Origin of the sequence: Pedobacter frigiditerrae, assembly GCF_032678705.1 — a bacterium.
Lineage (GTDB): Bacteria > Bacteroidota > Bacteroidia > Sphingobacteriales > Sphingobacteriaceae > Pedobacter > Pedobacter frigiditerrae_A.
Genome location: NZ_JAVTSS010000001.1, coordinates 1,422,301 through 1,444,929 on the forward strand (window position 1 = coordinate 1,422,301; position 22,629 = coordinate 1,444,929).

General features: G+C 34.0%; 20 protein-coding genes. 14 read left to right on the forward strand and 6 right to left on the reverse strand.

Going from position 1 to position 22,629, the window contains the following annotated elements; genetic code table 11:
- Positions 1-86: 86 nt before the first annotated feature.
- From R2Q59_RS05630 to R2Q59_RS05680, 11 genes are all read left to right on the forward strand, one after another.
- Positions 87-581 carry a hypothetical protein gene (locus R2Q59_RS05630; RefSeq protein ID WP_316766713.1) on the forward strand — a complete coding sequence of 165 codons (495 nt, stop codon included), beginning with the start codon at positions 87-89 and terminating at the stop codon, positions 579-581.
- A gap of 140 nt (positions 582-721) precedes the next feature.
- The gene (mqnE, locus tag R2Q59_RS05635) at positions 722-1,906 is read left to right on the forward strand and encodes an aminofutalosine synthase MqnE (RefSeq protein ID WP_316766715.1); all 1,185 of its coding nucleotides are present in this window, start codon (positions 722-724) and stop codon (positions 1,904-1,906) included.
- Between the two features lie 74 nt (positions 1,907-1,980).
- Entirely contained in the window at positions 1,981-2,589 is a 609-nt protein-coding gene (locus R2Q59_RS05640) for a histidine phosphatase family protein (RefSeq protein ID WP_316784297.1), read from the forward strand.
- Between the two features lie 103 nt (positions 2,590-2,692).
- Positions 2,693-3,418 (forward strand): menaquinone biosynthesis protein, encoded by a 726-nt coding sequence (locus R2Q59_RS05645; protein WP_316766717.1) that lies wholly within the window; start codon positions 2,693-2,695, stop codon positions 3,416-3,418.
- Positions 3,419-3,481: 63 nt separating this feature from the next.
- Positions 3,482-4,255: a sterol desaturase family protein gene (locus tag R2Q59_RS05650; protein ID WP_316784299.1), complete on the forward strand. Its 774-nt coding sequence runs from the start codon at positions 3,482-3,484 to the stop codon at positions 4,253-4,255.
- Between the two features lie 94 nt (positions 4,256-4,349).
- Positions 4,350-6,008, forward strand: coding sequence for a DUF4172 domain-containing protein (locus R2Q59_RS05655; protein ID WP_316784301.1), 1,659 nt, complete (start codon positions 4,350-4,352; stop codon positions 6,006-6,008).
- 251 nt (positions 6,009-6,259) lie between these two features.
- Positions 6,260-8,881, forward strand: coding sequence for a DNA mismatch repair protein MutS (gene mutS, locus R2Q59_RS05660; protein ID WP_316766724.1), 2,622 nt, complete (start codon positions 6,260-6,262; stop codon positions 8,879-8,881).
- A gap of 1 nt (position 8,882) precedes the next feature.
- On the forward strand, positions 8,883-9,380 hold the full coding sequence (locus R2Q59_RS05665; protein WP_316766728.1) for a C40 family peptidase: 498 nt from the start codon (positions 8,883-8,885) through the stop codon (positions 9,378-9,380).
- 4 nt (positions 9,381-9,384) lie between these two features.
- The gene (locus tag R2Q59_RS05670; RefSeq protein ID WP_316784303.1) at positions 9,385-9,933 is read left to right on the forward strand and encodes a redoxin family protein; all 549 of its coding nucleotides are present in this window, start codon (positions 9,385-9,387) and stop codon (positions 9,931-9,933) included.
- 167 nt (positions 9,934-10,100) lie between these two features.
- A complete protein-coding gene (locus R2Q59_RS05675) occupies positions 10,101-10,586 on the forward strand; it encodes a TlpA disulfide reductase family protein (protein WP_316766734.1) in 486 nt (161 codons plus the stop codon).
- Between the two features lie 3 nt (positions 10,587-10,589).
- Positions 10,590-11,204 carry a thioredoxin family protein gene (locus R2Q59_RS05680; RefSeq protein ID WP_316784305.1) on the forward strand — a complete coding sequence of 205 codons (615 nt, stop codon included), beginning with the start codon at positions 10,590-10,592 and terminating at the stop codon, positions 11,202-11,204.
- 149 nt (positions 11,205-11,353) lie between these two features.
- Here the strand turns inward: R2Q59_RS05680 and R2Q59_RS05685 are convergent, their stop codons facing one another.
- Both R2Q59_RS05685 and R2Q59_RS05690 read right to left on the reverse strand, forming a co-directional pair.
- On the reverse strand, positions 11,354-13,255 hold the full coding sequence (locus tag R2Q59_RS05685; RefSeq protein ID WP_316784307.1) for a DUF3857 domain-containing transglutaminase family protein: 1,902 nt from the start codon (positions 13,253-13,255) through the stop codon (positions 11,354-11,356).
- On the reverse strand, positions 13,256-15,229 hold the full coding sequence (locus R2Q59_RS05690; RefSeq protein WP_316784309.1) for a transglutaminase domain-containing protein: 1,974 nt from the start codon (positions 15,227-15,229) through the stop codon (positions 13,256-13,258). It abuts the gene before it with no gap.
- Between the two features lie 149 nt (positions 15,230-15,378).
- On the opposite strand from R2Q59_RS05690, the gene R2Q59_RS05695 reads away from it, so the two are divergent.
- Together R2Q59_RS05695 and R2Q59_RS05700 are read left to right on the forward strand one after the other, a co-directional pair.
- The gene (locus R2Q59_RS05695; RefSeq protein WP_316784311.1) at positions 15,379-16,317 is read left to right on the forward strand and encodes a 3'-5' exonuclease; all 939 of its coding nucleotides are present in this window, start codon (positions 15,379-15,381) and stop codon (positions 16,315-16,317) included.
- 82 nt (positions 16,318-16,399) lie between these two features.
- Entirely contained in the window at positions 16,400-18,259 is a 1,860-nt protein-coding gene (locus R2Q59_RS05700; protein ID WP_316784313.1) for a M1 family metallopeptidase, read from the forward strand.
- A gap of 194 nt (positions 18,260-18,453) precedes the next feature.
- Here R2Q59_RS05700 and R2Q59_RS05705 read toward each other — a convergent pair whose 3' ends face one another.
- Positions 18,454-19,335 carry a hypothetical protein gene (locus R2Q59_RS05705; protein WP_316784314.1) on the reverse strand — a complete coding sequence of 294 codons (882 nt, stop codon included), beginning with the start codon at positions 19,333-19,335 and terminating at the stop codon, positions 18,454-18,456.
- Positions 19,336-20,271, reverse strand: coding sequence for a tRNA epoxyqueuosine(34) reductase QueG (gene queG / locus R2Q59_RS05710; protein ID WP_316784316.1), 936 nt, complete (start codon positions 20,269-20,271; stop codon positions 19,336-19,338).
- 82 nt (positions 20,272-20,353) lie between these two features.
- Between queG and R2Q59_RS05715 the strand changes: the two genes are divergently transcribed.
- Positions 20,354-20,575 (forward strand): hypothetical protein, encoded by a 222-nt coding sequence (locus R2Q59_RS05715; RefSeq protein WP_316766751.1) that lies wholly within the window; start codon positions 20,354-20,356, stop codon positions 20,573-20,575.
- On the opposite strand, the gene ruvB is transcribed toward R2Q59_RS05715, so the two are convergent.
- Positions 20,572-21,594, reverse strand: coding sequence for a Holliday junction branch migration DNA helicase RuvB (gene ruvB / locus R2Q59_RS05720; RefSeq protein WP_316766754.1), 1,023 nt, complete (start codon positions 21,592-21,594; stop codon positions 20,572-20,574). The genes R2Q59_RS05715 and ruvB overlap by 4 nt on opposite strands.
- 65 nt (positions 21,595-21,659) lie before the next feature.
- Positions 21,660-22,547 (reverse strand): 3-hydroxybutyryl-CoA dehydrogenase, encoded by an 888-nt coding sequence (locus R2Q59_RS05725; protein ID WP_316784318.1) that lies wholly within the window; start codon positions 22,545-22,547, stop codon positions 21,660-21,662.
- Between the last annotated feature and the right edge of the window lie 82 nt (positions 22,548-22,629).

Below are 22,629 nucleotides of genomic sequence, written 5' to 3' on the forward strand. Positions count from 1 at the left end.
AATTATAATAACAAAGCTAAATTTTTATCTTCCTAAATTTCACTTTTGGCAAGATTTATGTAATTAGCTAATCAAAAAACAAGTATATGAAAAGAATATTTTTAATAGCAGCCTTAGTTTGTAGTTCTATAATAGTGTTACAAAGCTGCTCTCCGAAAACTACAGCTGCAGGTGCTGTATCAGCAAAAAGAGGTGATGTAACAGGTAATTGGGTAATTAACAATGTAACTTTTGAAGGAATTCCTGACGTTGCCATTAAATCTTTCTTGGGCGAAAGCTCTTATAAATGTTTTATAGGCAGTACTTGGAGCTTAACTAACAGTGGAAATGGAAGTTACAGTTTACCAGCAAGTGCTAGTTGTGCAGCCAAAACCCAAGCAATTTTCTGGTCCGTAAGTCCAGCTGATGGAACTTTCCAATACAAACAGTTATTTGAAGGTGATAAAGCTAAAAACGTAACATCAGGTTACAGATTGGCATTAGCATCTGCTGATGATAACATGATGGTAATTAAATCTCCAATTGAATACGGGGGAAGAACTGCTTATGTTGTTTTGAATTTTGCAAAAGCAGCTAAATAGTTTAATACGAATTTGTCTCGATAAAAAAGCTCCAATGAAAATTGGGGCTTTTATTGTTTCTAAATAAGCCATTTTTACAAGAAAATGATGTTCAATTAGGGCAATGTTGTACTTTTGCGTAAACATAAAAAAGAATTACGGTGCAGGCTTTAGACATTCTTCTTCAAAATCCAAATCTTCCAACTCCATTAAAGGTTATTGCTCAAAAAGTTCAAAATCACCAACGCATTACTTTTGATGATGGTGTATATCTATATGAAAATGCAGAACTAGGTTATTTAGGAGTTTTAGCAAATTTTGTTAGAGAAGAAAAGCATGGCGATAAAACTTATTTCAACAGAAATTTCCATTTGGAGCCTACCAATCTTTGTGTTTACGATTGTAAATTTTGTTCCTATTCTCGTTTAATTAAACAGAAGGAAGAAGGTTGGGCATTAACAATGGAAGAAATGTTAGACATTGTTAAAAAATACGATGGAGAGCCCGTTACAGAAGTTCACATTGTTGGCGGTGTTTTGCCGCAGTACGATGTTGCTTTTTATTCTGCCTTATTTACCGCAATTAAAAAACACAGACCAGATTTACACGTAAAGGCTTTAACACCTGTTGAATATCATTATATCTTTAAAAAAGCTAAAATTGATTATGCAACTGGGATGAAGTTGATGAAGGAAGCTGGATTGGAATCAATTCCAGGTGGAGGTGCAGAGATATTTCATCCAGAAATTAGAGAGCAGATTGCTAAGGATAAATGTACTGGGGAGCAGTGGTTAGCCATACACGAAGAATGGCATAAATTAGGAATGCGCTCTAATGCGACCATGTTATATGGTCACATAGAAAAATTTGAGCATCGTGTAGATCACATGGAGCAGTTGCGTCAGTTGCAAGACAAAACCAGGGGCTTTCAAACTTTTATCCCTTTGAAGTTCAGAAATCAGCATAATCAAATGAGCAATGTGCCTGAAGTTTCGGTAATTGAAGATTTAAGGAATTATGCCATTGCTAGAATTTATATGGACAACTTTGACCACATCAAAGCTTATTGGGCTATGATTAGCAGAGAAACTGCTCAAATGTCTCTAAACTTTGGCGTTGACGATATCGATGGAACATTGGATGATACCACTAAAATCTATTCGATGGCAGGTGCTGAAGAGCAAAACCCTGCAATGAGCACCAAAGAATTGGTTAATTTAATTAAACAAGTTGGTCGCAAACCAATTGAAAGAGATACTTTATACAATGTGGTAACTGATTTTACTGATGTTGTTTTTGAAGAAGATGTTAAACCACAATACTATAAATTGCCTGTAATTAATTAATATCGAGTGATTGAATTTTGAATGATCGAGTAGTATAATCATTCAAAATTCAATCATTCTCTAATTCAATATTTGTGAAAGAAATATACATCATCCGCCACGGCGAAACAGAATTAAACAGGCAAGGAATTGTACAAGGTAGAGGAGTGGATAGTGACTTGAATGATACAGGAAGAGTCCAAGCAGCTGCTTTTTTTAATCGCTACAAAGATATCCAATTCGATAAGATATATACTTCTGCCTTAAAGAGAACGCATCAAACAGTTCAACAATTTATTGATTTAGGTTTACCTTGGGAACAACACGAAGGCATAGATGAGTTGGCTTGGGGATTGTGGGAAGGTCAGCCGAATACCCCAGAAGCAAGACACGCATTTTTAGAGATTGTAGAAAAATGGCAAGGTGGCAATTACGAGGCTAAATTTGAAGGTGGCGAAAGTCCTAATGATGTGATGTTGAGGATGCACGAAACCATTGAATTGATAAAAAGCAGAACTGACGAAAAGAGGATTTTGGTCTGTATGCATGGCAGAGCGATGCGTTTATTGTTGTGCATGTTACTTAAAAAGCCTTTCTCAGAAATGGGTGATTTCCCACATCAAAATACAACGCTTTATAAAATGGAGTTTACCGATGGGCAGTTTTCAGTAATCGATTTTAATAATACAGACCATTTAAAATAATAACTCACCATCTAAGAAATCTAAGGGCATCTGAGTATGATTTTTAAAGGCTGTCTTAGCTTTTCTAAGCTCTCTTAGATGGTAAAGAAGGAGTAAAACTAAAGTGAATAAAATAAAAATATCAGCCGTTTCTTATACCAATACCAAACCATTTATTTACGGAATTGAAAGAAGTGAAGTAATCAATCAGATAGATTTAAGCTTAGATATTCCTTCAGATTGTGCTGCTAAACTAATTAGTAACCAAGTTGATATAGGTTTAATACCAGTTGCTGCCATTCCTTTTGTGCCTAATGCAAACATTATTGGTTCTTATTGTATTGGTTCTGTTGGTGCGGTAAATTCCGTATTCATATTTTCTAAAGTTCCGGCAGCTGAGATAAAGACTTTAAAACTTGATTCGCAATCTAGAACATCAAATAATTTAGCTAAGGTTCTACTTAAATTTTATTTTAAGGTTGATGTAGAATTTATAACAGAAGAGGTAACTGTTACCGATGCCATTGTTTTGATTGGCGATAGAACTTTTGGGCGTAAAGCTGATTTTGCCTACGCTTATGATATGGGTGAGGAGTGGATGAAGTTTACAGGTTTGCCATTTGTATATGCTGCTTGGGTAGCCAATAAAGAAATTCCATTAGCATTTGTAACTGAGTTTGACAAAGCCTTAAAGTTTGGTTTAGCACATAGAAAAGAAGTTTTAAAGGAATTAAAATCTATAACAAATTTTGATTTAGATGATTATTTGTTGAACAAGTTGAACTTTGAATTGACTGCTGATAAAAGAAAAGCACTAAATTTATTTCTGAGTTATATTGAACAATTGTAAAAGGTATCTGCTATACTTGTTGAATCATCTAATATAAGTTAACTTGTTTATTGATTTGTGGTTATGCAAGAAGACTTTGAAAAAATAGTACGTATTTTCAGTATCTCAACCATTAGGTACATCCTTTTCGCAGGCATTCCTTTTGTGTTGTATTATATTGTCTTAAGCTCAAAATCTAAAAAGGCCAAAATACAAGCGAGGTTATCGAGTAAACAAGATTATAAAAGAGAGCTTGTTTATTCGTTCCAAATGATAGTTGTAACTACATTAATTGGCTATTTCATCCTATTTACTCCATTTACTGCCTACACAAAAATATATCAAGACGTTAATGAATATCCAATTTGGTGGATATTTGTTAGTGTGCTTATTTGTTTAATTATCCATGATACTTATTTTTATTGGATGCATCGATTGTTGCATCAACCTAAAGTATTTAGGTTGGTACACTTGGTTCATCACAAGTCTACAAATCCATCGCCTTTTACTTCCTATTCTTTCAGTTTATTAGAAACTATTGCTGAGAATGCGGTTATTATTTTAATTGTTTTGTTTTTACCGATGCATAAGTTGGGGATTATTCTTTTTGTTTTGGTTGGTTTTATCATCAATGTGTATGGTCACTTAGGTTATGAAACAGCTCCTAAATGGTTTAGAAATTCTTTCCTATTTCAAATTATAAATACATCGGTACATCATAATTTACATCACAGTAAGTTTAATGGTAATTACGGCTTGTATTTTAGGATATGGGATAGGTTGTGTAAGACTGAAAATCCGAATTATGTTCAGGAATATGATAGGGTTCAATCTAATAGATTTGGGTTAAAAAATTAATCGACTCACGATATAATAGAAAATTGAGCCGAATAAAAATTTAATTGGCTCATAAAATACGTATATTTAAGCCGAATAAAAATTTAATCGGCTCATGCTTTACAATTGGCAACTTCCAGATTGGCCTAACTTTAAGTTTAAACTTGAAGATTTAGAAAATAAACTTTACGATTTTGCTGAAGAAGTTGGTTTGGTAAGCGGTTTGCTAAGGGCTACTGACCAAAATTCGCATAACGAAATATTAATTCAAACTATCTTAATTGAAGCGTTAAAAACCTCCGAGATAGAAGATGAATATTTGAGCAGGCAGGATGTAATGTCATCAATCAAAAATAATTTGCAATTAAATGATAAACAAGAGTTCGTTAGCGATAAGAAAGCGGTGGGCATTGCAAAATTAATGACAGATGTTAGGGAAAGCTACCAAGACGATTTGACGAAAGATAAATTATACGAATGGCATTCTTTATTAACTTTTAGACAACGCAGGATAGTGATTGGAAATTGGAGACAGGGAGAAGAACCAATGCAGGTTGTATCGGGTAGTGTGGGCAAGGAAGAAGTACATTTTGAAGCACCTCCTTCATCGCAAATTCCAGCTGAGATGGATTTATTCATCGAGTGGTTTAATGATACAGCGCCAAATGGTAAGAAGGAAATAAGAAATGCAATAGTAAGGTCTGCAATAGCACATTTATATTTTGAAAGTATCCATCCATTTGAAGATGGTAATGGGAGAATTGGGCGTGCAATATCGCAGAAGGCTTTGTCTCAAACATTAAAGAGACCTTTAATTTTAAGCCTATCAAGTGTTTTTGAACAAGAGAGAAAAGAATATTACTATGCGCTACAACAAGGGTCAAAAAGTAATGAAGTTACTGCTTGGATAAAATATTTTGCAGAGACCGCTATTAAGGCGCAAAAACAAATTAGAGAACTAGCAAGTTTCACAATAGAAAAGGTGAAATTCTTCGATAGGTTTAAGGACAAACTAAACTCTAGGCAAGAAAAAGCACTCAACAAAATGTTTAATGCCGGTAAGGACGGATTTATTGGGGGGATGACAGCAAAAAAATACATGAGCATAACAGGTGCATCAAAAGCGACCGCGACAAGAGATTTGAAAGCCTTAAATGAGATGGGTGCATTTCCATTTTTAGGTGAAGGACGTAATATTAATTATCAGGTAATGAAAGATTTATATTCAGTTGTTATAATGCCTGATGAAAATGGCCTTAACAAAGTAAAAGGTTGGAAGGATGATTTAAAAACTAAGATTGACTGGTATAACAGCAGTAATTCTAAAGCACATATTACAATAAGTGAATTCTTAACGGATGAGGATGAAATAGTTGATATTATAAATCATTTAAAAGAAATAGCAGGTTACGAAAGTCCAATTCATTTAAATTTTGAAGGAGTAAGTAGTTATCCTAATGGAGCTGTGTTTTTAGCGCCAGATAAACCAACTAAGGAGACTTTGACAGATTTAATGAAACGAATTCAAAAAAATCTTAATATCAAAAAATCATATCACAGTAAAGACCCTCACATTTCTATAGGAAGAAAATTGACTGAAGAAAACGTTACAATTGCTTTGGAGATGTTTAAAGAAGCTAAATTGGAATTTGATTGTACAAGTATTGTTTTGAGAAAATTTAATCCAGTAAAAAAGCAGTACGATGTTCTTCCAAATGAATTTAAATTTATAGGTCTTCCTCCAAAACCATTGGCTCAGCAAAGTTTGTTTTAAGCGCCTAACACTTCAATAGTATCACAAGCTTTTAAATTCTAAACCTGATGGTAATGGCGGCCCCGAAGTATGAGGGCTATAATGGACAGCAGGACTGACATTAAAGAATGCGATGAAACTTCCTTTTCCAAAGATTGAAGCAACAATTTAGCAATAGTTCAATTTAACAATTAAACTTGCTAACGGTTAAACATTTTCTCCACAAAAACTTCAAGACTAAGCCTCAAGATAGTATATTTACACTTTAGTAAATGAGGATAATTTTGGCTAAAGTAAAGGAAACAGTAACACCATTAATGCAGCAGTACAACACGATAAAGGCGAAATATCCTGGGGCGTTGTTATTGTTTAGAGTAGGCGATTTTTATGAAACTTTTGGTGAAGATGCCATTAAAACAGCCAATATTTTAGGCATCGTTTTAACTAAAAGAGGTACTGGTCCTAATGGGGCTTTAGAGTTAGCTGGTTTTCCGCACCATTCTTTAGAAAATTACTTATCCAAATTAGTTAGGGCAGGACAAAGGGTAGCAATTTGCGACCAGTTAGAAGACCCAAAAACTACCAAAACCATCGTAAAAAGAGGAGTTACGGAATTAGTTACGCCTGGTGTTGCTTATAACGACAATATTTTAAGTCAGAAATCTAACAACTATTTAGCGGCCGTATATTTCGACAAACAAAATTTAGGGGTTGCTTTCTGCGATATCTCAACAGGAGAATTTTTAGTTGCCCAAGGAAATGCCGAATACATAGATAAACTTTTGCAAGGTTTTAGACCTACGGAAGTTGTGTTTCAGAAAAGTAAACGCCAAGAGTTCTTAAATCTTTTTGGAGACAAATTTTACACCTATACGCTAGATGATTGGGCGTTTACCAACGATTATGCAAATGAAATATTAACCAAACACTTTGAAGTTAATTCGTTAAAAGGTTTCGGAGTTGATAAATTACAATCGGGTATTGTAGCAGCTGGAGTTGTACTATACTATTTGGGAGAAACCGAGCATCGTAACTTACAGCACATTTCTTCTATTTCTAGATTAGAAGAAGACCGTTACATGTGGTTGGATAGATTTACCATTCGCAATTTAGAGTTGGTAAGTACCGCAAACGATAATGGCGTAACCTTATTTGATGTTTTAGACCAAACATCTACCCCGATGGGAGCAAGGATGTTGCACAAGTGGATTATCATGCCGCTTAAAGAATTAAAACCAATCCAAGAGCGTTTGGGAATGGTTGAATATTTGGTGAATCATGACGATTTATTGCAAGAGTTTTTAAGTCACATAAAACCGATTGGAGATTTAGAAAGATTAATTTCTAAAGTTGGTTTGCAAAAAGCCGGACCGAGGGAATTGGTGCAACTGAAAAGAGCATTAACTCATATAGAAGAAGTTAAAAACCTTGCAGAAAAAACTCAAAATCCGTTTTTAACGGTATTAGCTTCCCAGTTAAATCCTTGTTTAAGTATTAAGGAAAAGTTAGAGAGAGAGTTAAATCAAGACCCTCCAGCTTTGCTGATTAAAGGAAATGTTATTGCTGATGGGATTGATGAAGACTTAGACCGTTTAAGAAAAATCGCTTTCGGCGGAAAAGAATATTTAGTTGAGATACAAAAAAGAGAAGCTGCAAGCACAGGGATTCCGTCATTAAAAATATCCTTCAATAATGTTTTTGGCTACTATTTAGAAGTTACGCATACGCATAAAGATAAAGTTCCAGAAAGCTGGATTCGCAAGCAAACGCTTGTTAATGCAGAGCGATACATTACGCCAGAACTTAAAGAGTATGAAGAACAGATTTTAGGAGCTGAGGAGAAAATTCAAGCTATTGAAGTTCGTTTATACAATGAATTGATGTATCAGGTTTCGCATTACATCAAACCTATCCAGCTTAATGCTTATTTAATTGCACAGCTAGATGTTCTGCTTTGCTTTGCGCAATTGGCAGTTACAAATCATTATGTAAAACCAGATTTAAACAACAAAAAGGAGTTAGACATTAAAGGTGGTCGCCATCCGGTAATAGAAAAACAATTGCCAATTGGTCAAGAATACATAACCAATGATGTTTTCTTGGATAATGATACACAACAAATCATCATCATTACTGGTCCGAACATGTCTGGTAAGTCGGCAATTTTAAGGCAAACCGCTTTAATTGTTTTGATGGCGCAAATGGGCTGTTTTGTTCCTGCAAAGGCTGTAAACATCGGTTTGATAGATAAGATTTTTACTCGTGTAGGTGCTTCAGATAATTTATCATCTGGAGAAAGTACGTTCATGGTTGAAATGAATGAGACGGCAAGTATCTTGAATAATATTTCAGACAGAAGTTTGATTTTATTGGATGAAATTGGTCGTGGTACAAGTACTTACGATGGGATTTCTATTGCTTGGGCCATTGCAGAGTTTTTACACGAACATCCAACAGCGAGACCGAAAACTCTATTTGCAACGCACTACCACGAATTGAATGAATTAGAAAATACAATGGGACGTATCAAAAACTTTAATGTAACGATTAAGGAAATGAGCAACAAAGTGATTTTCTTGCGTAAGTTAGTTCCAGGGGGAAGTGAGCATAGTTTTGGTATCCATGTTGCAAAAATGGCTGGTATGCCGTCTAAATTGATTAATCGTGCGAACGAAATATTAAAAAGATTAGAGATTGATAGAACTGAAGGACAAAGTATAAAAGACAGCATTAAAAAAGTTCAAAATCAAGCTTATCAGTTACAAATGTTTGCAATTGATGACCCAGTTTTAGTTAAAATTAGAGATACGCTAAATAACTTGGATGTAAATGTTTTAACACCTGTTGAAGCTTTACTTAAATTGGATGAGATACAGAGATTGATAAAAACATAGCATGAAAAATTTCAAGATACATTGTTTTATTGCTGCATTGTTGCTATTGTTCATATCATCCTGTGGTTCGAGGAAATATCCTGTAAAGCCAGAGAATAAAGCTTCAAAAGCGGCAGATGCGATGGCAGCTTTAAAAAGTAAAGATTTATATCGTTTCATCACAGATTGGACTGGCGTTAAATATCGGTTAGGCGGATTGGATAAAAAAGGAATTGATTGCTCAGGTTTCGCTTTGTTATTAGAAAGAGATATTTACGGTCGTACGTTACCAAGACGTTCAAGAGACCAAGCAGAAGTGATAAAAAAGAAAAGCCAAAATAATTTAGAGGAAGGTGATTTGATATTTTTCTCCTTTGGCGGTACTGAAGTAGACCATGTTGGCGTTTACTTGAATAATAACTTTTTCGTACATGCATCAACTACAAGAGGTGTGGTAGTTGATGACCTGAATTTACCTGTTTATCAGAAAGCAATTGTTAAAACAGGAACTTTAAAATAAGAATATGCGTAAACTAATTTTCTCTCTTTACCTGTTGATTTTTATCAGCTCTGTAACTTATGCCCAAAAAGCTTTAAAGGTTGGCGAAACCTTACCCAATTTAGCTTTGCTTAGCACCACAGGAACTGTATATGATTTAAAAGCACAGAAAAATACCAAGGGTTTTATCTTAATTTTCATGACACCAACTTGCGACCATTGCATTGCTTATGAGCCAAGGGTTAGTGCTTTAGATAAAAAGTACAAAGTAAAAGGTTATCCCTTAGTAGCTATTGGCCCTTATGGAGATGACCCAATAAAGTATCCTTTTGATGCAATGCCAGCAATGAAAAAATTGGCAAAGGAAAAGGATTTCAAATTCCCTTATCTGTCTGACGATAAGTTTAAATACACTTGGTTGTTAGGCATTAAAGAAACTCCAACTGCTGTTGTATTGCAAAAAACTAAAGCTGGTTTTTTAATAAAATATATAGGCAGAATAGATGATGAACAAAATCAAAAGCTAACACCTAAAAACAAATTTGTAGAGAAGATAGTTGATAAATTAATTTAATTTTAGCATGCTTTGTCATTCTGAACGCAGTGAAGAATCTCAAATACTGCATTAATTCTATATTTTCTTACTATGAGATTCCTCGGAACTCGGAATGACAAATTAAGAGTTTATATTTTTTTACAAAATTTGATTTATATAATATTTACAAACAACGTTGTTGATAGATGAAATATGTGTTTACATTTTTTTTAATTTGCACATTTAGTTTTGCAAATGCTCAAGTTAAATTACTAACTTTAAGTGAGTTAGATAGAAGGATAGCAAAAGGTAAGGATACTACTTATGTAATTAACTTTTGGGCAACTTGGTGCGGACCATGTGTTGCAGAGCTACCAAGTTTTGAGAAATTAAAAAAAGAATATTTTAAAAGGCCAGTAAAAGTGATTTTAATAAGTATGGATTTTAAATCTAAGCTTAAATCAGATGTTATTCCATTTGTTAAAAAACATAAACTTAAATCAGAAGTCTATGTTATTAACGAGGCCGACCAACAAGCATTTATAGAAAAAGTAGATAAAAAATGGTCTGGCTCAATTCCAGCTACCTTAGTTGCAATGAGAACTCGCAGATTGTTTTTTGAGAAAGAATTTGCCAACAATGAATTAGAAGATTTAGTTAAAAATATAGTTCACGGAGATTACAAACTTTAAAAAATGAGAAAAGTTTTAATTGTTTGCTTAATGATGCTAGGCATTATGGCAAAAGCGCAAAATGGTTATCAAGTTGGAGATGTTGCTACAGATTTTAATTTGAAGAATGTTGATGGGAAGAATGTTTCACTGGCAAACTATAAGGATGCAAAGGGATACATTGTAGTTTTTACTTGTAATACATGTCCTGTTGCAAAGGCTTATCAAAGTAGGGTTGAGGCTTTACATAAAGAATATGGTCCAAAAGGATATCCAGTTATCGCCATTAATACCAATGACCCAGGCACTTCTCCTGGAGATAGTTATGAGAATATGCAAAAGCTTGCCAAGGAAAAGAACTTCAGCTATGCTTATTTAGAAGATCCAAATCATATTTATACCAAAAAATTCGGTGCCACAAAAACACCTCACACGTTTGTGTTAACTAAAACTGCCAAAGGAAATGAAGTTGCTTATATAGGAGCAATTGATAACGATCAAGAAGAAGTTAACGCTGATAAAACTACTTATGTTAAAGCTGCCGTTAATTCTTTGCTACAGGGCAAAAAGCCAGAAATTACAAGCACCAAAGCTGTTGGTTGCAGTATAAAATGGAAGAAAGAAGGAACTACGAAATAAATAATTCATACTTTTATCCCGAACTAAAAACTCGGGATTTTTTATGCCTAAACCTAAGGAAGATTACTCATTTTGGTCTAAATACAAACGTTTTGCATCAACAGAAATATTGATGTATCTGTTGATGATAATAGGTATTGGCTTAGGCATTATTTTTTTAAGTTAAGCACTAACTTTAACCTATCTGAAGAACTTACCTCGTTAATAAATTGCGTAAAAGCAGTATAGCTTTCTGCTGGAAATGTTCCGTCGTTTAATGTGAATTTTCTTACACAAATTAACTTGTTGCCTTCAATAAGCGTTTTTATTGTATAACTACCAAAATCATTGTTTAAACTTTTTTCAATGGGTATAATTATTGGGATTATATTATCCGGTAGGTTGTAAACAATGGTGTCTTCGTCTCTATAACCACGATTAATGTAAATTGGTAATGTTCTACCTTTAGTTTCAGGAACAGCAGCTTTAACGTTAAAAGCATTAGGCAGCATAAACAATCTAGTATTATTTATCGTAGCATAATTTCTAATATTAATATTTAGGTTTTCTGTAATAACGGGTTCAATTTCTTTCTTTTGAGCGTATTTAATTTGCTCAAAGTTGATGTTATCTATATCGTAAGCTTCCTTCAACAACTTTTGCTGCTCAGACAAAGGTTTTCCGATAAATTCTTCATGGTTGTCATATTGAGCTCCAGAGAATGTAGTCTTAACAGTTCCTGAAACATTACCATCCTTATCTAAAGTTAATTCCGCATTACGAACTTGGAGATTTGTTTGTGTTAGCAGTTTTGGAGTGCGTAATAATTTGCCACCTTCTGCCGTACAAGCTAAAACATTTCTGTCATCCGTAAAATCGCCTAAAAACCCAAAAGGTATTTTCTGGCTAGTACATTCAAGCCAAATTGTATCGCCTTTAAGTGGCAAACATAAAATGATATGATTACCCTGATTCATACTTGCATAAGTGGGGTCTAAACTTATTTTTTGGCTTCCTGCCTCTACCACACAATAATAAGATTCTATATTTGCTGCTCTTAATAGGCTTTGCATATAATTAACTAATCCTTTACAATCGCCATAACCTAAACGGTCAACCTCTGCGGCTGTAACTGGTTGAAAGCCGCCAATACCAACTTGAACACTTATATATCTAGTTTTTTCTTGTAAATATTGATATATTTTTCTGGCTTTATCTTTATCAGTTTTTTCGTTTTTAACCAACTCTTTCACCAGTTGTATGGTTGCTTCTGGTAATTTATCTTTACCTTTTAATAAATTATCATAAGCCCATCTCCCTAACTCTTGCCAATTTGTATAACTTCCTTTATAATTGAAATAGCTAAATTGTTCTGGAGCAATTTTAACACTGGTTTGGTAGGTTTCCTCATTCGGACTAAACGGCTCTGATTTAACAGCTAGAAGATTGTTTACTTTCCACGTTAAAATTTTTTGGTCTTTAGTAATGTTTTCTTCAGCTTTGCTTTGTAAATTCTGTGTTTTTAGACGGAATTGGTCGGTTGGCTTACATATAAAAGTATAAGTGCTTTTTTCTACAGATACATTATAAGAAGGTTTTGGTATCCAGTCAGGGATGATTAAGTTCTGTTTGAAACGAATTTCGTAATTATAAACAATGGTGTAAGGATAAGTATTTACAGATGGCAAGTAATGTTTAACTCTGCTATCTTCAAAAAGAGAGAATCCTTGTACGGCACTTTCATCTTTAAAATCGCCCTGTGAAAACTTACCTACACTTTTACCTACTTCGTTATATATTTCGCCTTTAATGCTTTTAATACTAGTGTTTTTGTCATAAAATAAAACTAATCTAGCACTTTCATCTCCATTTTTATTTAATACGGTAATGGCTTGTTTAACAGTATACATCACGTTTTCTGGCGAACGCATATCAACAACCGTTTCTTTATTTCTAATGGTGGCGTTGGCACGGTTACGCAAGGAGGATGGAATTAAATCAACGTCGTAATTATCTTGTGCAAAACTAGATAGACCTAAAATTAATAGAAGAAATAGGATAGATGCTTTCATTTAATTTGCCTTTTTTAACAAGACATCGTTTTTTTGATTTTGAATTATTTTACTGTAAAATTCTTTTAAGTAGAGGTAGTCATCTGCATTGTAAATCGCTTTGTTGAATTGAAGTATTTGATTAACAGATAATTTGTTATCTTCTATGCTGCTTTGTAGCAAATATCTTCCTCCACTTGTAGGTAAACTAATGGCCATATCTTTTGGTTTTTCTACTAACTCGTATTTTTCTGGTAAAGTCACGTTGATGATAATTCGTTCATCAGAAGCTGCTCCTAAATCTACAGGATACATTCTATCGTTTAAATTAAACGGATTTTTTGTAATTCGGTTAATAAAAAAGGGGTTAATAAACAATTGATTTTTGTCGGTAGCATCGTGAGCTGAAAATTCAATTTCGTATTTTTCCATCAAAGGTTTTTCCACACTATCAACATTGTTTATTTCTGGGTTTGATAAGCTTATTTTTGTTAAACGTTCATCAAGTTTTTCTACAAACTCTTCAGTAGAGTTATATTTTTTAATGTCTTTTCTTTTATTAAAAGCAGCATAGCCAACAGTAGTAGTTGTAATTACACCATTTATTTTTCCATCTGCATTTAGTTTTCCTGTTAAAACATAGGTAGTTACACTTTTTTGAGAAGCTTTTAAATCTATCCAATAAGATGGTTTCTTTAAATTAATTACCCTTCCTTGATCGTTGATACATCTTATCGGCAGCAAGCCAAAAGGCAATAAGGGTTCGGTTGCATCTAAAAGATAAGTTTTATCTCCAATGTTTACCTTCGCAACTACGTAGTTAAAACTGCTTAAAACTGGGAAAAGTTTATTTGGCATTCCATTTTCACGAGTAGATAATATAACCGCTTCAGTTTCTAATCCGGCAGCAGAAAGAGCTGAAATTAAGGTTAAATTAATGTCTGCCACATTACCAGACCTGTTTTCTAAAATGGTTTTAGTATTCTCCATACTATAATTTCCATAATAGTTATTCCATTTTATTTGCTTTTTTATGTAGTTGTAAACAGCATTTGCCTTCGCTAAATTGTCTGTTTCACCTTTTAAAATGGCAGGCATTAAATCTTTAAATACCGATGCTTTTTTCATCTGCGAGCCGAAATTTTTATCAGAAGTAAGCTCGTAATCTACATCATTCCAAGTTTTGGTATAGCTCTGCTTGCTACCATTAGTTAACTGCACATCAGAAAGCTCGAAATACATGGCCGATTTAAAATTACTCGCCGCCGTCATGTAATCCTCCTCCACAAAAGCAGGCACATTTTTCATGATGTAAGTCATCCTTGAGCAATCAATAGACACACCATTTAACCTTAAACATTCTTTGTATATCTCAGCTTTCGAGTCACTCAGTTTTTGATATCCGCGAAGCGAAACATTGTAATTATAATTGCCTGGTATATTGGCTACAAATTCACTCGAAACTTTAGGGATATCTCCTTGAAACTCCCAAGTTCTAAAGTTGAAAATTAACGGTGATTCGATTCTATAACTATATTCTATAATCGACCCGTCTTTAATATTCGGTAGGGTAAATTTGGTTAGCTGGGTATATTTGTTTCTATTTTCAGTAAATACTGCTTTTTTATCCATCAGGGTTTCCACAAATTCCCCGTTTACCATGTTAAAGGTCGATGCTTTTAAATCATTTACAAACTCTTGTTTATTGTCGTCCTTATAAGTTGGAATAACAATGTTGGCAAATTTGAAACCTTCCTTATTATAAATTTTAATTTTTACATGATGCTCAAATTGAATGACTAACCTTCCCGTCGCATCATCTATTTGCATAGCAGCAGTACCAAACTCTTTTAGCACAACAGCATTAGCAGTACTGTCTATTTTGCTTTTGTCGAAATAGTATTCATCGTTCTGTATGGAACCGTAGTTAAAGTTTTGGGCGTAAATATTTGATGTGATGAAACAGAAAAGAGCTAAAAAGAAGAATCGATTCATATAAGTGGTTAATTTTCGGCAATTTAAATCTACGGTTTAACAAAATGAAATAATTTACAACTAAAATTTTAGCTATTTTGTAGTACTAACCAATCCTTTTTAGCACATTTGAAAAAGAGAGTAAAATCTCAATTATATACCTTAAAAAAATGAAATTAAATTTAAAAAGACCTTTAGCATTCTTTGATTTAGAAGCTACAGGTATAAATGTTGGTGCCGATAGAATTGTAGAAATTGGAATTTTGAAAGCTATGCCAAACGGCGATGAATTAGTACTTACAAAACGTATCAACCCAGAAATTCCAATCCCATTGGTAACTTCTTTAATTCATGGTATTTACGATGAAGATATTAAAAACGAACCAACATTTAGAACTGCGGCAAAAGAAATAGCGGATTTTATTGGAGATGCAGACTTAGCAGGATACAATTCTAACAAATTTGATATTCCGATGTTGCTTGAAGAGTTTTTAAGAGTTGGAATTGATTTTGACATGAGCGATAGGAAGTTTGTAGATGTACAAAACATATTTCATCAAATGGAACAACGCACATTAAAGGCTGCTTATAAATTTTATTGTGATAAGGACATTATCAATGCACACTCTGCAGAAGCTGATATTAGAGCCACGTATGAAGTTTTATTGGCTCAGTTAGATAAATATAAAGACACCGAATTTGAAGACAAGAAAGGCTTAAAGTCAACTCCAGTTCAAAACGATGTAGATGCCTTACATACCTTTACCAATATGAATAAGGTAGTAGATTTCGCAGGGCGGATGGTTTATAACGAAAATGGAGAAGAAGTTATTAATTTTGGAAAACACAAAGGGAGAACCGTAGAATCTGTTTTGGATGTTGAACCAAGTTATTATGCTTGGATGAAACAAGGCGATTTCCCATTGTATACCAAAAAGAAATTAGATGAAATTTGGGCACGTTGGAATAAGAAGAAAGAAGAAGCAAAAGCTGCAAAACAACAAGTTCAAGCACCAAAAGTAGAACAGAAGCCAATAAAACCTCAAGAACCAGCTAAACCAATAAATAATGACATGCTGGAGCAATTAAAAATGAAGTTTGGTAAATAGCTGTTGCCAAATTGGTTAACTGATTAATCGGTTAATTGATTTTCAAAACAGATTACCAGTTTAACATTTATACAGTTACCCTATGAAGGTGAAAATATTATTTATTTTATTAGTACTGTCCAATTTTGCACAAGCTCAACTTCCTGTCGCACCTGTTTTTCAGCAGGCTTTTCAAAAAGGAACTCGTGATATAAGCGGCGCACCGGGCGCAAAGTATTGGCAAAATACTGCCGACTATGATTTGAAAATAAATTTCAACCCAATTACTAGAGAAGTAAAAGGGACAGTGGAAATTAATTATGTGAATAATAGTCCTGATGTTTTAAATGAACTTTGGTTTAAGTTATATCCAAATCTTTATCAAAAAGGAGTAGTTAGAAAAGCAAGAATCAAAGATGCTGACTTAGGTGATGGAGTTCAAATTACAAGTGCACAAATAAATAATCAGCCAAAAGAAATTGCTAGTTTAATTATAGAGGGCACAAATATGCATACTGCTATTACTCCTTTAGCTCCTGGAAAAAGTTTAAAGTTGAAATTTGACTATCACTATATTTTAAATAAAGGTTCGCACATGCGTACTGGTCAAGTTGATGAAGGTGCTCATTTTATTGCTTATTCATTTCCAAGAGTTGCAGTTTACGATGATATAGATGGTTGGAACAAAATCCCTTACAGTGGTTCAGAAGAGTTTTACAACGATTTTTGCAATTTCAAAGCTGCCATTACTGTACCTAAGAATTACGGTGTTTGGGCAACAGGAGATTTATTAAACGGAAGTGAGGTTTTTTCTAAAGAAGTGTTTAAAAAATTTCAATTAGCGAACAAAAGCAATGAAACCATTGATGTAATTGATAGTATAACTTTAGCTCAAAATAAAGTAACTGCCCAAAAAGATTTTAACATTTTCAAGTTTGAAGCTAAGAACGTAGTCGACTTTGCCTTTGCAACAAGCAATCATTATCTGTGGAAAGCTACAAGTTTAGTAGTAGACTCAATCTCAAAAAGAAGAACTAGGGTTGATGCAGTTTTTAATGCTAGTCATAAAGATTTTTACGAAGTAATTGATTTTGCAAAAAAGACAGTTTATTACATGAGTTATGTCTTTCCAAAATGGCCTTTTCCTTATAGTCACGAAACAGTTTTCGATGGCTTAGACCAAATGGAATATCCAATGATGGTAAATGATAACCCAGTTGATAATAGGGCAGATGCTATTACTTTAACAGACCACGAAATATTCCATACCATGTTTCCATTTTATATGGGTACTAATGAAACTAAATACGGTTGGATGGACGAAGGTTGGGCTACAATAGGCGAGTGGTTAATCTCGCCAATGATAGATTCTACTATTGTAGACGATTATGGCGTTGGGCCAACTGGAAGTACATCTGGTACAAAAGACGACGTACCAATTATGACTTTAACGCCAGATTTAAAAGGAATTGCATCATTTACCAATAATTATCCAAAACCTGGCTTCGGCTATCTTTTTATAAAAGATTATTTAGGCGAAGAACGTTTTAATAAAGCATTACACAATTACATTACGCAATGGAATGGCAAGCATCCAATGCCGTACGATTTCTTTTATAGCATGAATACTGGTGCTGGAGAAAATCTTGATTGGTTTTGGAAACGCTGGTTTTTTGAAGAAGGAGTTACTGATTTGGCTATAAAAGATGTAATTAAAACCCAAACTGGTTATTCTGTTATTGTTGAAAACAAAAGCAATAAACCCTTGCCTGTAGATTTAACTTTAACATACGAAGATGGGTCTATAGAAAAGAGTCATATGAGTATTGTGGCTTGGAAAGCAGAAAATAAGGAAGTGGTAGCTAGGTTTTCAACTACAAAAAAGCTGACAAAAGTTGTTTTAGGTAGTAGTCACGTTCCTGATAAAGATAAAAGCAACAACACTTACACTGTGAAAAATTAGAAAAGCAAATGCAGAAGCCCGACTATTGTTAGTCGGGCTTTTTGCTACAATCTTTTTGTTTTCAGCTTTGAAAACTTTCTTTCCATCGTGCTATAATTTGTCAAAGCTTAAGAGAAAACAAAAAGGATTTTCGCTTCAATCCCGTTTATTAAACCTAAAACTGTGCAATTATTTAAGGTTGTAATATCCAAAACCTAGTCAATCCAGTATTCCGTTAAAGGATAAAATGGCTTCTCAATCACACCTTCATCACTTAACAATTTATAAAGTATAGGGTTTTTCAGCAGCTTTTTGATAGTTGTTCTTCTACTTCTTGGATCTGTTTTGCCTTCTAAATTCTCCTCCACTCTTACTTTTTGTTGGATTAGCCTTATGCCGTGGCTATAATCTGCCCAAGTGTTAGTATGCTTGTTATATACTGGTTGGATGGCTTTTCCATCCATTTTATGCCAGCCATAAATAACTACTTTAGGTGTTTTTTCTGTGTAAATCTTATTGCTGATGATAACATTTTTCTTATTACCAGCGGTTAATGCACTGTTATTATGTTTACTTAAATAAGGTTTCAGTTGAATTTTTACAGAATCATTATGGGCAATGAATATAGGTAAGGTTGTCATTGCTTTTGTAGGTGGAATTGGCTGAGGCGTTAGCTTTATACTCGCACTTTTATAAATGTTATCAACCATCTTTTTTGTTGGTAAGTTACATTTTGTTAAATCAGCAACTTTTTGAGCCAAGATAGGAGTCATTGGTACATAGAAATAATCATCATCGCTGCCAATACAAAAGTAATCTGGTAAAGCGTAATAACTAACTCGGGCAATCTGATTTTCAATTTTAATAGAATCAACTACCTCACTTAATTTCCTTAAAAAATTAGGAACATTCCCATTTTTAATTTCATTAAAGATGATTTCTTCTCTTTGTTTTAACGTTAAGGTGCTATCAGAGATAGACTTTGCAAAGGCAGTACCTGTTAATGCATCAGCTTTGCGAGGTTTTAGTTTAAGGGTTTGCGCATTCAAATCTTGAAAACTCAAAATCAATAAAAGAAAGCTAATTAGGTATTTCATCTAGTATTCTCTTAAAAAGTCTATATTTCTTTTTAGGCCTGTATATTTTGTTCTTTTAACTGCTGAGCCTTTAAAAACTTGCTTAAAAACTTCATCGGTCATTTCAATCAACTCTGTTTTATTAAGGTTTAATAACTCTAAAGCTGGTGTAAAAGCTGGTTCTGTATGTGGTGTTGCAAACCTATTCCATGGGCAAACATCCTGACAAATATCACAACCAAACATCCAATTTTCCATTTTCCCTTTAAATTCATTTGGGATTTCATTTTTTAACTCAATGGTTAAATAAGAAATACATTTACTGCCATCAACCAAATAAGGCGCCATTATAGCATCCGTTGGGCAAGCATCAATGCAGCGAGTGCAAGAGCCGCAATGGTCGGCAACGAAAGGAGTATCGTATGCTAAATCTAAATCTATAATTAGCTCTGCTAAAAAGAAAAAAGAACCTGCATCCTTGCTTATTAAATTTGAATTTTTCCCTCGCCAACCCAAGCCAGATTTTTGTGCCCAAACTTTATCCATCACAGGTGCAGAATCTACAAAACAGCGCCCTGAAACTTCTCCAATATTGTCATTAATAAATGCCAGTAACTCTTTTAGCTTTTCTTTTATCACAGTGTGATAATCTGTACCATAAGCGTACTTAGAGATTTTTGGAGCATTAATATCTGATTGTTTTTCTTCGGTGAAGTAGTTTAGGGTTAAAGAAACTACAGATTTTGCACCATCAACAAGTAGGCGAGGGTCAAGTCGTTTATCGAAATGGTTTGCCATATAACTCATCTCGCCATGATGGTTGTTGTTTAACCAATTCTCTAACCTCGGTGCTTCTTCTTCCAAAAACTCTGCTTTTGAAATTCCACAAGCCATAAAACCAAGACGTAATGCCTCATTTTTAATCATTTGACTATATTTTGCAGAATTATTAAACATTGATTTACAAAGATAGGCTTTTGAGCTAAAAACCTTTTAATGCTTTAGTTGTTATTAGAATTGAAAACTAAATTATAACGTCATGGAAAATAAAGAAGGTAATCATACCGAAGACCCAAATAAAAGCGTCCCTCCAGTTGAAAAAAATTATGATGCCCATAAAGATAACCCTGGACCAGCACCAACTGTAAATGAACCTGACAACGAGGGTGCAGGGCAAGCTATGAAATGGATAATTCCTATTGTAGTTATTTTGTTATTAGTAGTGTGGTTTTTCTTTTTTAGAAATAACACTACAACTTAGAAAAGCTTGCCAGTTTGGCCTAATTTGATTCTATTTAAGTGTTTATACGCGGCTTCGGTAACTTCACGTCCACGAGCAGTACGCATTAAGTAACCTTCTTGAATTAGAAAAGGCTCATATACTTCTTCAATTGTACCATCATCTTCGCCAACAGCAGTTGCAATAGTTTTTAATCCTACTGGACCTCCCTTAAATTTATCTATAATGGCCAGTAGGATTTTATTATCCATTTCATCTAAACCATGTTCATCAACATTTAAGGCCGTTAATGCATAACGAGCAATCTCCGTATCAATGCTACCGTTTCCTTTTATTTGTGCAAAATCTCTAGTTCTTCGCAGAAGTGCGTTTGCTATACGAGGTGTTCCTCTACTACGACGGGCAATTTCGTATGCTCCCTCATCAGAAATTGGTGTATTTAAAATCGCCGATGAACGTAATACAATCGTAGTTAATATTTTAGCATCATAATAAGCTAACCTAGAATTAATCCCAAACCTAGCTCTTAGCGGAGCAGTTAATAAACCTGAACGTGTGGTTGCGCCAACTAATGTGAAAGGATTTAAGCTAATTTGTACTGAACGAGCGTTAGGCCCACTTTCTAGCATGATATCAATCTTAAAATCTTCCATTGCCGAGTATAAATATTCCTCCACCAAAGGTGATAGACGATGAATTTCATCAATAAAAAGAATGTCTCCAGTTTCTAGATTAGTTAATAAACCAGCTAAATCTCCAGGTTTGTCTAATACCGGACCAGATGTTACCTTAATATTCACACCCATTTCATTGGCGATAATATAAGAAAGTGTAGTTTTTCCTAATCCTGGAGGGCCATGTAATAGAACATGGTCTAAAGATTCGCCACGAAGTTTTGCAGCTTTAACGAAAATCTTAAGGTTCTCTAGAATTTTATCCTGACCCGTAAAATCTTCAAATTCCTGCGGACGTAATACTTTTTCAATATCACGTTCAATAGGGCTAAGGTTGTCTGAAGAAGGATCTAGATTTTCGTTCATAGTGTAAAGATAATGGTTAATTGTTAATAGTCTATGGTCCATTGACTATAAACCATTAACTCAACTTATAAAAACTTGGCAGCAACTTTTGCTTCTTTAATACCATTACTATAGTCGTAAAATCCTTCACCAGATTTAATCCCTTTTTTACCCGCCATTACCATATTTACCAATAGCGGACAAGGCGCATATTTAGGATTTCCGAAACCTTGGTTTAATACATTTAAAATTGCCAAACATACATCAAGGCCAATAAAATCTGCTAACTGTAATGGTCCCATCGGGTGTGCCATACCTAACTTCATTACTGTATCAATCTCATCAACTCCTGCAACACCTTCATGCAAAGTATAAACGGCCTCATTTATCATTGGCATTAATATTCTGTTTGCCACAAAGCCAGGATAATCATTCACTTCAACAGGAATTTTACCAATGACCTTAGAAAGCTCCATTACTTGAAAAGTGGTGTCATCACTGGTTGCATAACCTTTGATTACTTCTACCAATTTCATCACAGGAACGGGGTTCATGAAATGCATACCAATTACTTTATCACCACGATTGGTAACGGAAGCAATTTGGGTAATAGAAATGGAAGAAGTATTGCTTGCCAAAATGGCTTCAGGTTTGGCAAATTGGTCCAAATCCTTAAATATTTTTAATTTAAGTTCTATGTTTTCTGTTGCTGCTTCAACAATTAAATCAGCATTCTCTACGCCTGTTTGTAAATCAGTAACCGTTGTAATATTAGCTAATGTTGCTTCCTTTGCTTCTTCAGTTAATGTTCCTTTGACTATTTGCCTTTCTAGATTTTTAGTAATGGTTGCTATTGCTCTTCCTAAAGCATCAAGATTAATGTCTACTAATTTTACTTGATAACCAAATTGCGCAAATGTGTGTGCAATTCCATTACCCATTGTACCAGAACCAATTACTGCTATGTTTTTCATACCATAAATTATCAAGAAGCAAATCTATATTAAAAGTAGTACTATGAAAGAATTTTATCAGATTTTGTAAATTTTTAGATCG

What these genes read in the sequence shown, in the direction of transcription:
- R2Q59_RS05685 (WP_316784307.1), bottom strand. Translation starts at nt 13,255, where the DNA reads ATGAAAGCATCTATCCTATTTCTTCTATTAATTTTAGGTCTATCTAGT.
- R2Q59_RS05695 (WP_316784311.1), top strand. Translation starts at nt 15,379, where the DNA reads ATGAAATTAAATTTAAAAAGACCTTTAGCATTCTTTGATTTAGAAGCT.
- R2Q59_RS05725 (WP_316784318.1), bottom strand. Translation starts at nt 22,547, where the DNA reads ATGAAAAACATAGCAGTAATTGGTTCTGGTACAATGGGTAATGGAATT.
- R2Q59_RS05665 (WP_316766728.1), top strand. Translation starts at nt 8,883, where the DNA reads ATGAAAAATTTCAAGATACATTGTTTTATTGCTGCATTGTTGCTATTG.
- R2Q59_RS05670 (WP_316784303.1), top strand. Translation starts at nt 9,385, where the DNA reads ATGCGTAAACTAATTTTCTCTCTTTACCTGTTGATTTTTATCAGCTCT.
- R2Q59_RS05655 (WP_316784301.1), top strand. Translation starts at nt 4,350, where the DNA reads ATGCTTTACAATTGGCAACTTCCAGATTGGCCTAACTTTAAGTTTAAA.
- queG (WP_316784316.1), bottom strand. Translation starts at nt 20,271, where the DNA reads ATGTTTAATAATTCTGCAAAATATAGTCAAATGATTAAAAATGAGGCA.
- ruvB (WP_316766754.1), bottom strand. Translation starts at nt 21,594, where the DNA reads ATGAACGAAAATCTAGATCCTTCTTCAGACAACCTTAGCCCTATTGAA.
- R2Q59_RS05630 (WP_316766713.1), top strand. Translation starts at nt 87, where the DNA reads ATGAAAAGAATATTTTTAATAGCAGCCTTAGTTTGTAGTTCTATAATA.
- R2Q59_RS05680 (WP_316784305.1), top strand. Translation starts at nt 10,590, where the DNA reads ATGAGAAAAGTTTTAATTGTTTGCTTAATGATGCTAGGCATTATGGCA.
- R2Q59_RS05705 (WP_316784314.1), bottom strand. Translation starts at nt 19,335, where the DNA reads ATGAAATACCTAATTAGCTTTCTTTTATTGATTTTGAGTTTTCAAGAT.
- R2Q59_RS05700 (WP_316784313.1), top strand. Translation starts at nt 16,400, where the DNA reads ATGAAGGTGAAAATATTATTTATTTTATTAGTACTGTCCAATTTTGCA.
- mutS (WP_316766724.1), top strand. Translation starts at nt 6,260, where the DNA reads ATGAGGATAATTTTGGCTAAAGTAAAGGAAACAGTAACACCATTAATG.
- R2Q59_RS05715 (WP_316766751.1), top strand. Translation starts at nt 20,354, where the DNA reads ATGGAAAATAAAGAAGGTAATCATACCGAAGACCCAAATAAAAGCGTC.
- R2Q59_RS05675 (WP_316766734.1), top strand. Translation starts at nt 10,101, where the DNA reads ATGAAATATGTGTTTACATTTTTTTTAATTTGCACATTTAGTTTTGCA.
- R2Q59_RS05650 (WP_316784299.1), top strand. Translation starts at nt 3,482, where the DNA reads ATGCAAGAAGACTTTGAAAAAATAGTACGTATTTTCAGTATCTCAACC.
- R2Q59_RS05690 (WP_316784309.1), bottom strand. Translation starts at nt 15,229, where the DNA reads ATGAATCGATTCTTCTTTTTAGCTCTTTTCTGTTTCATCACATCAAAT.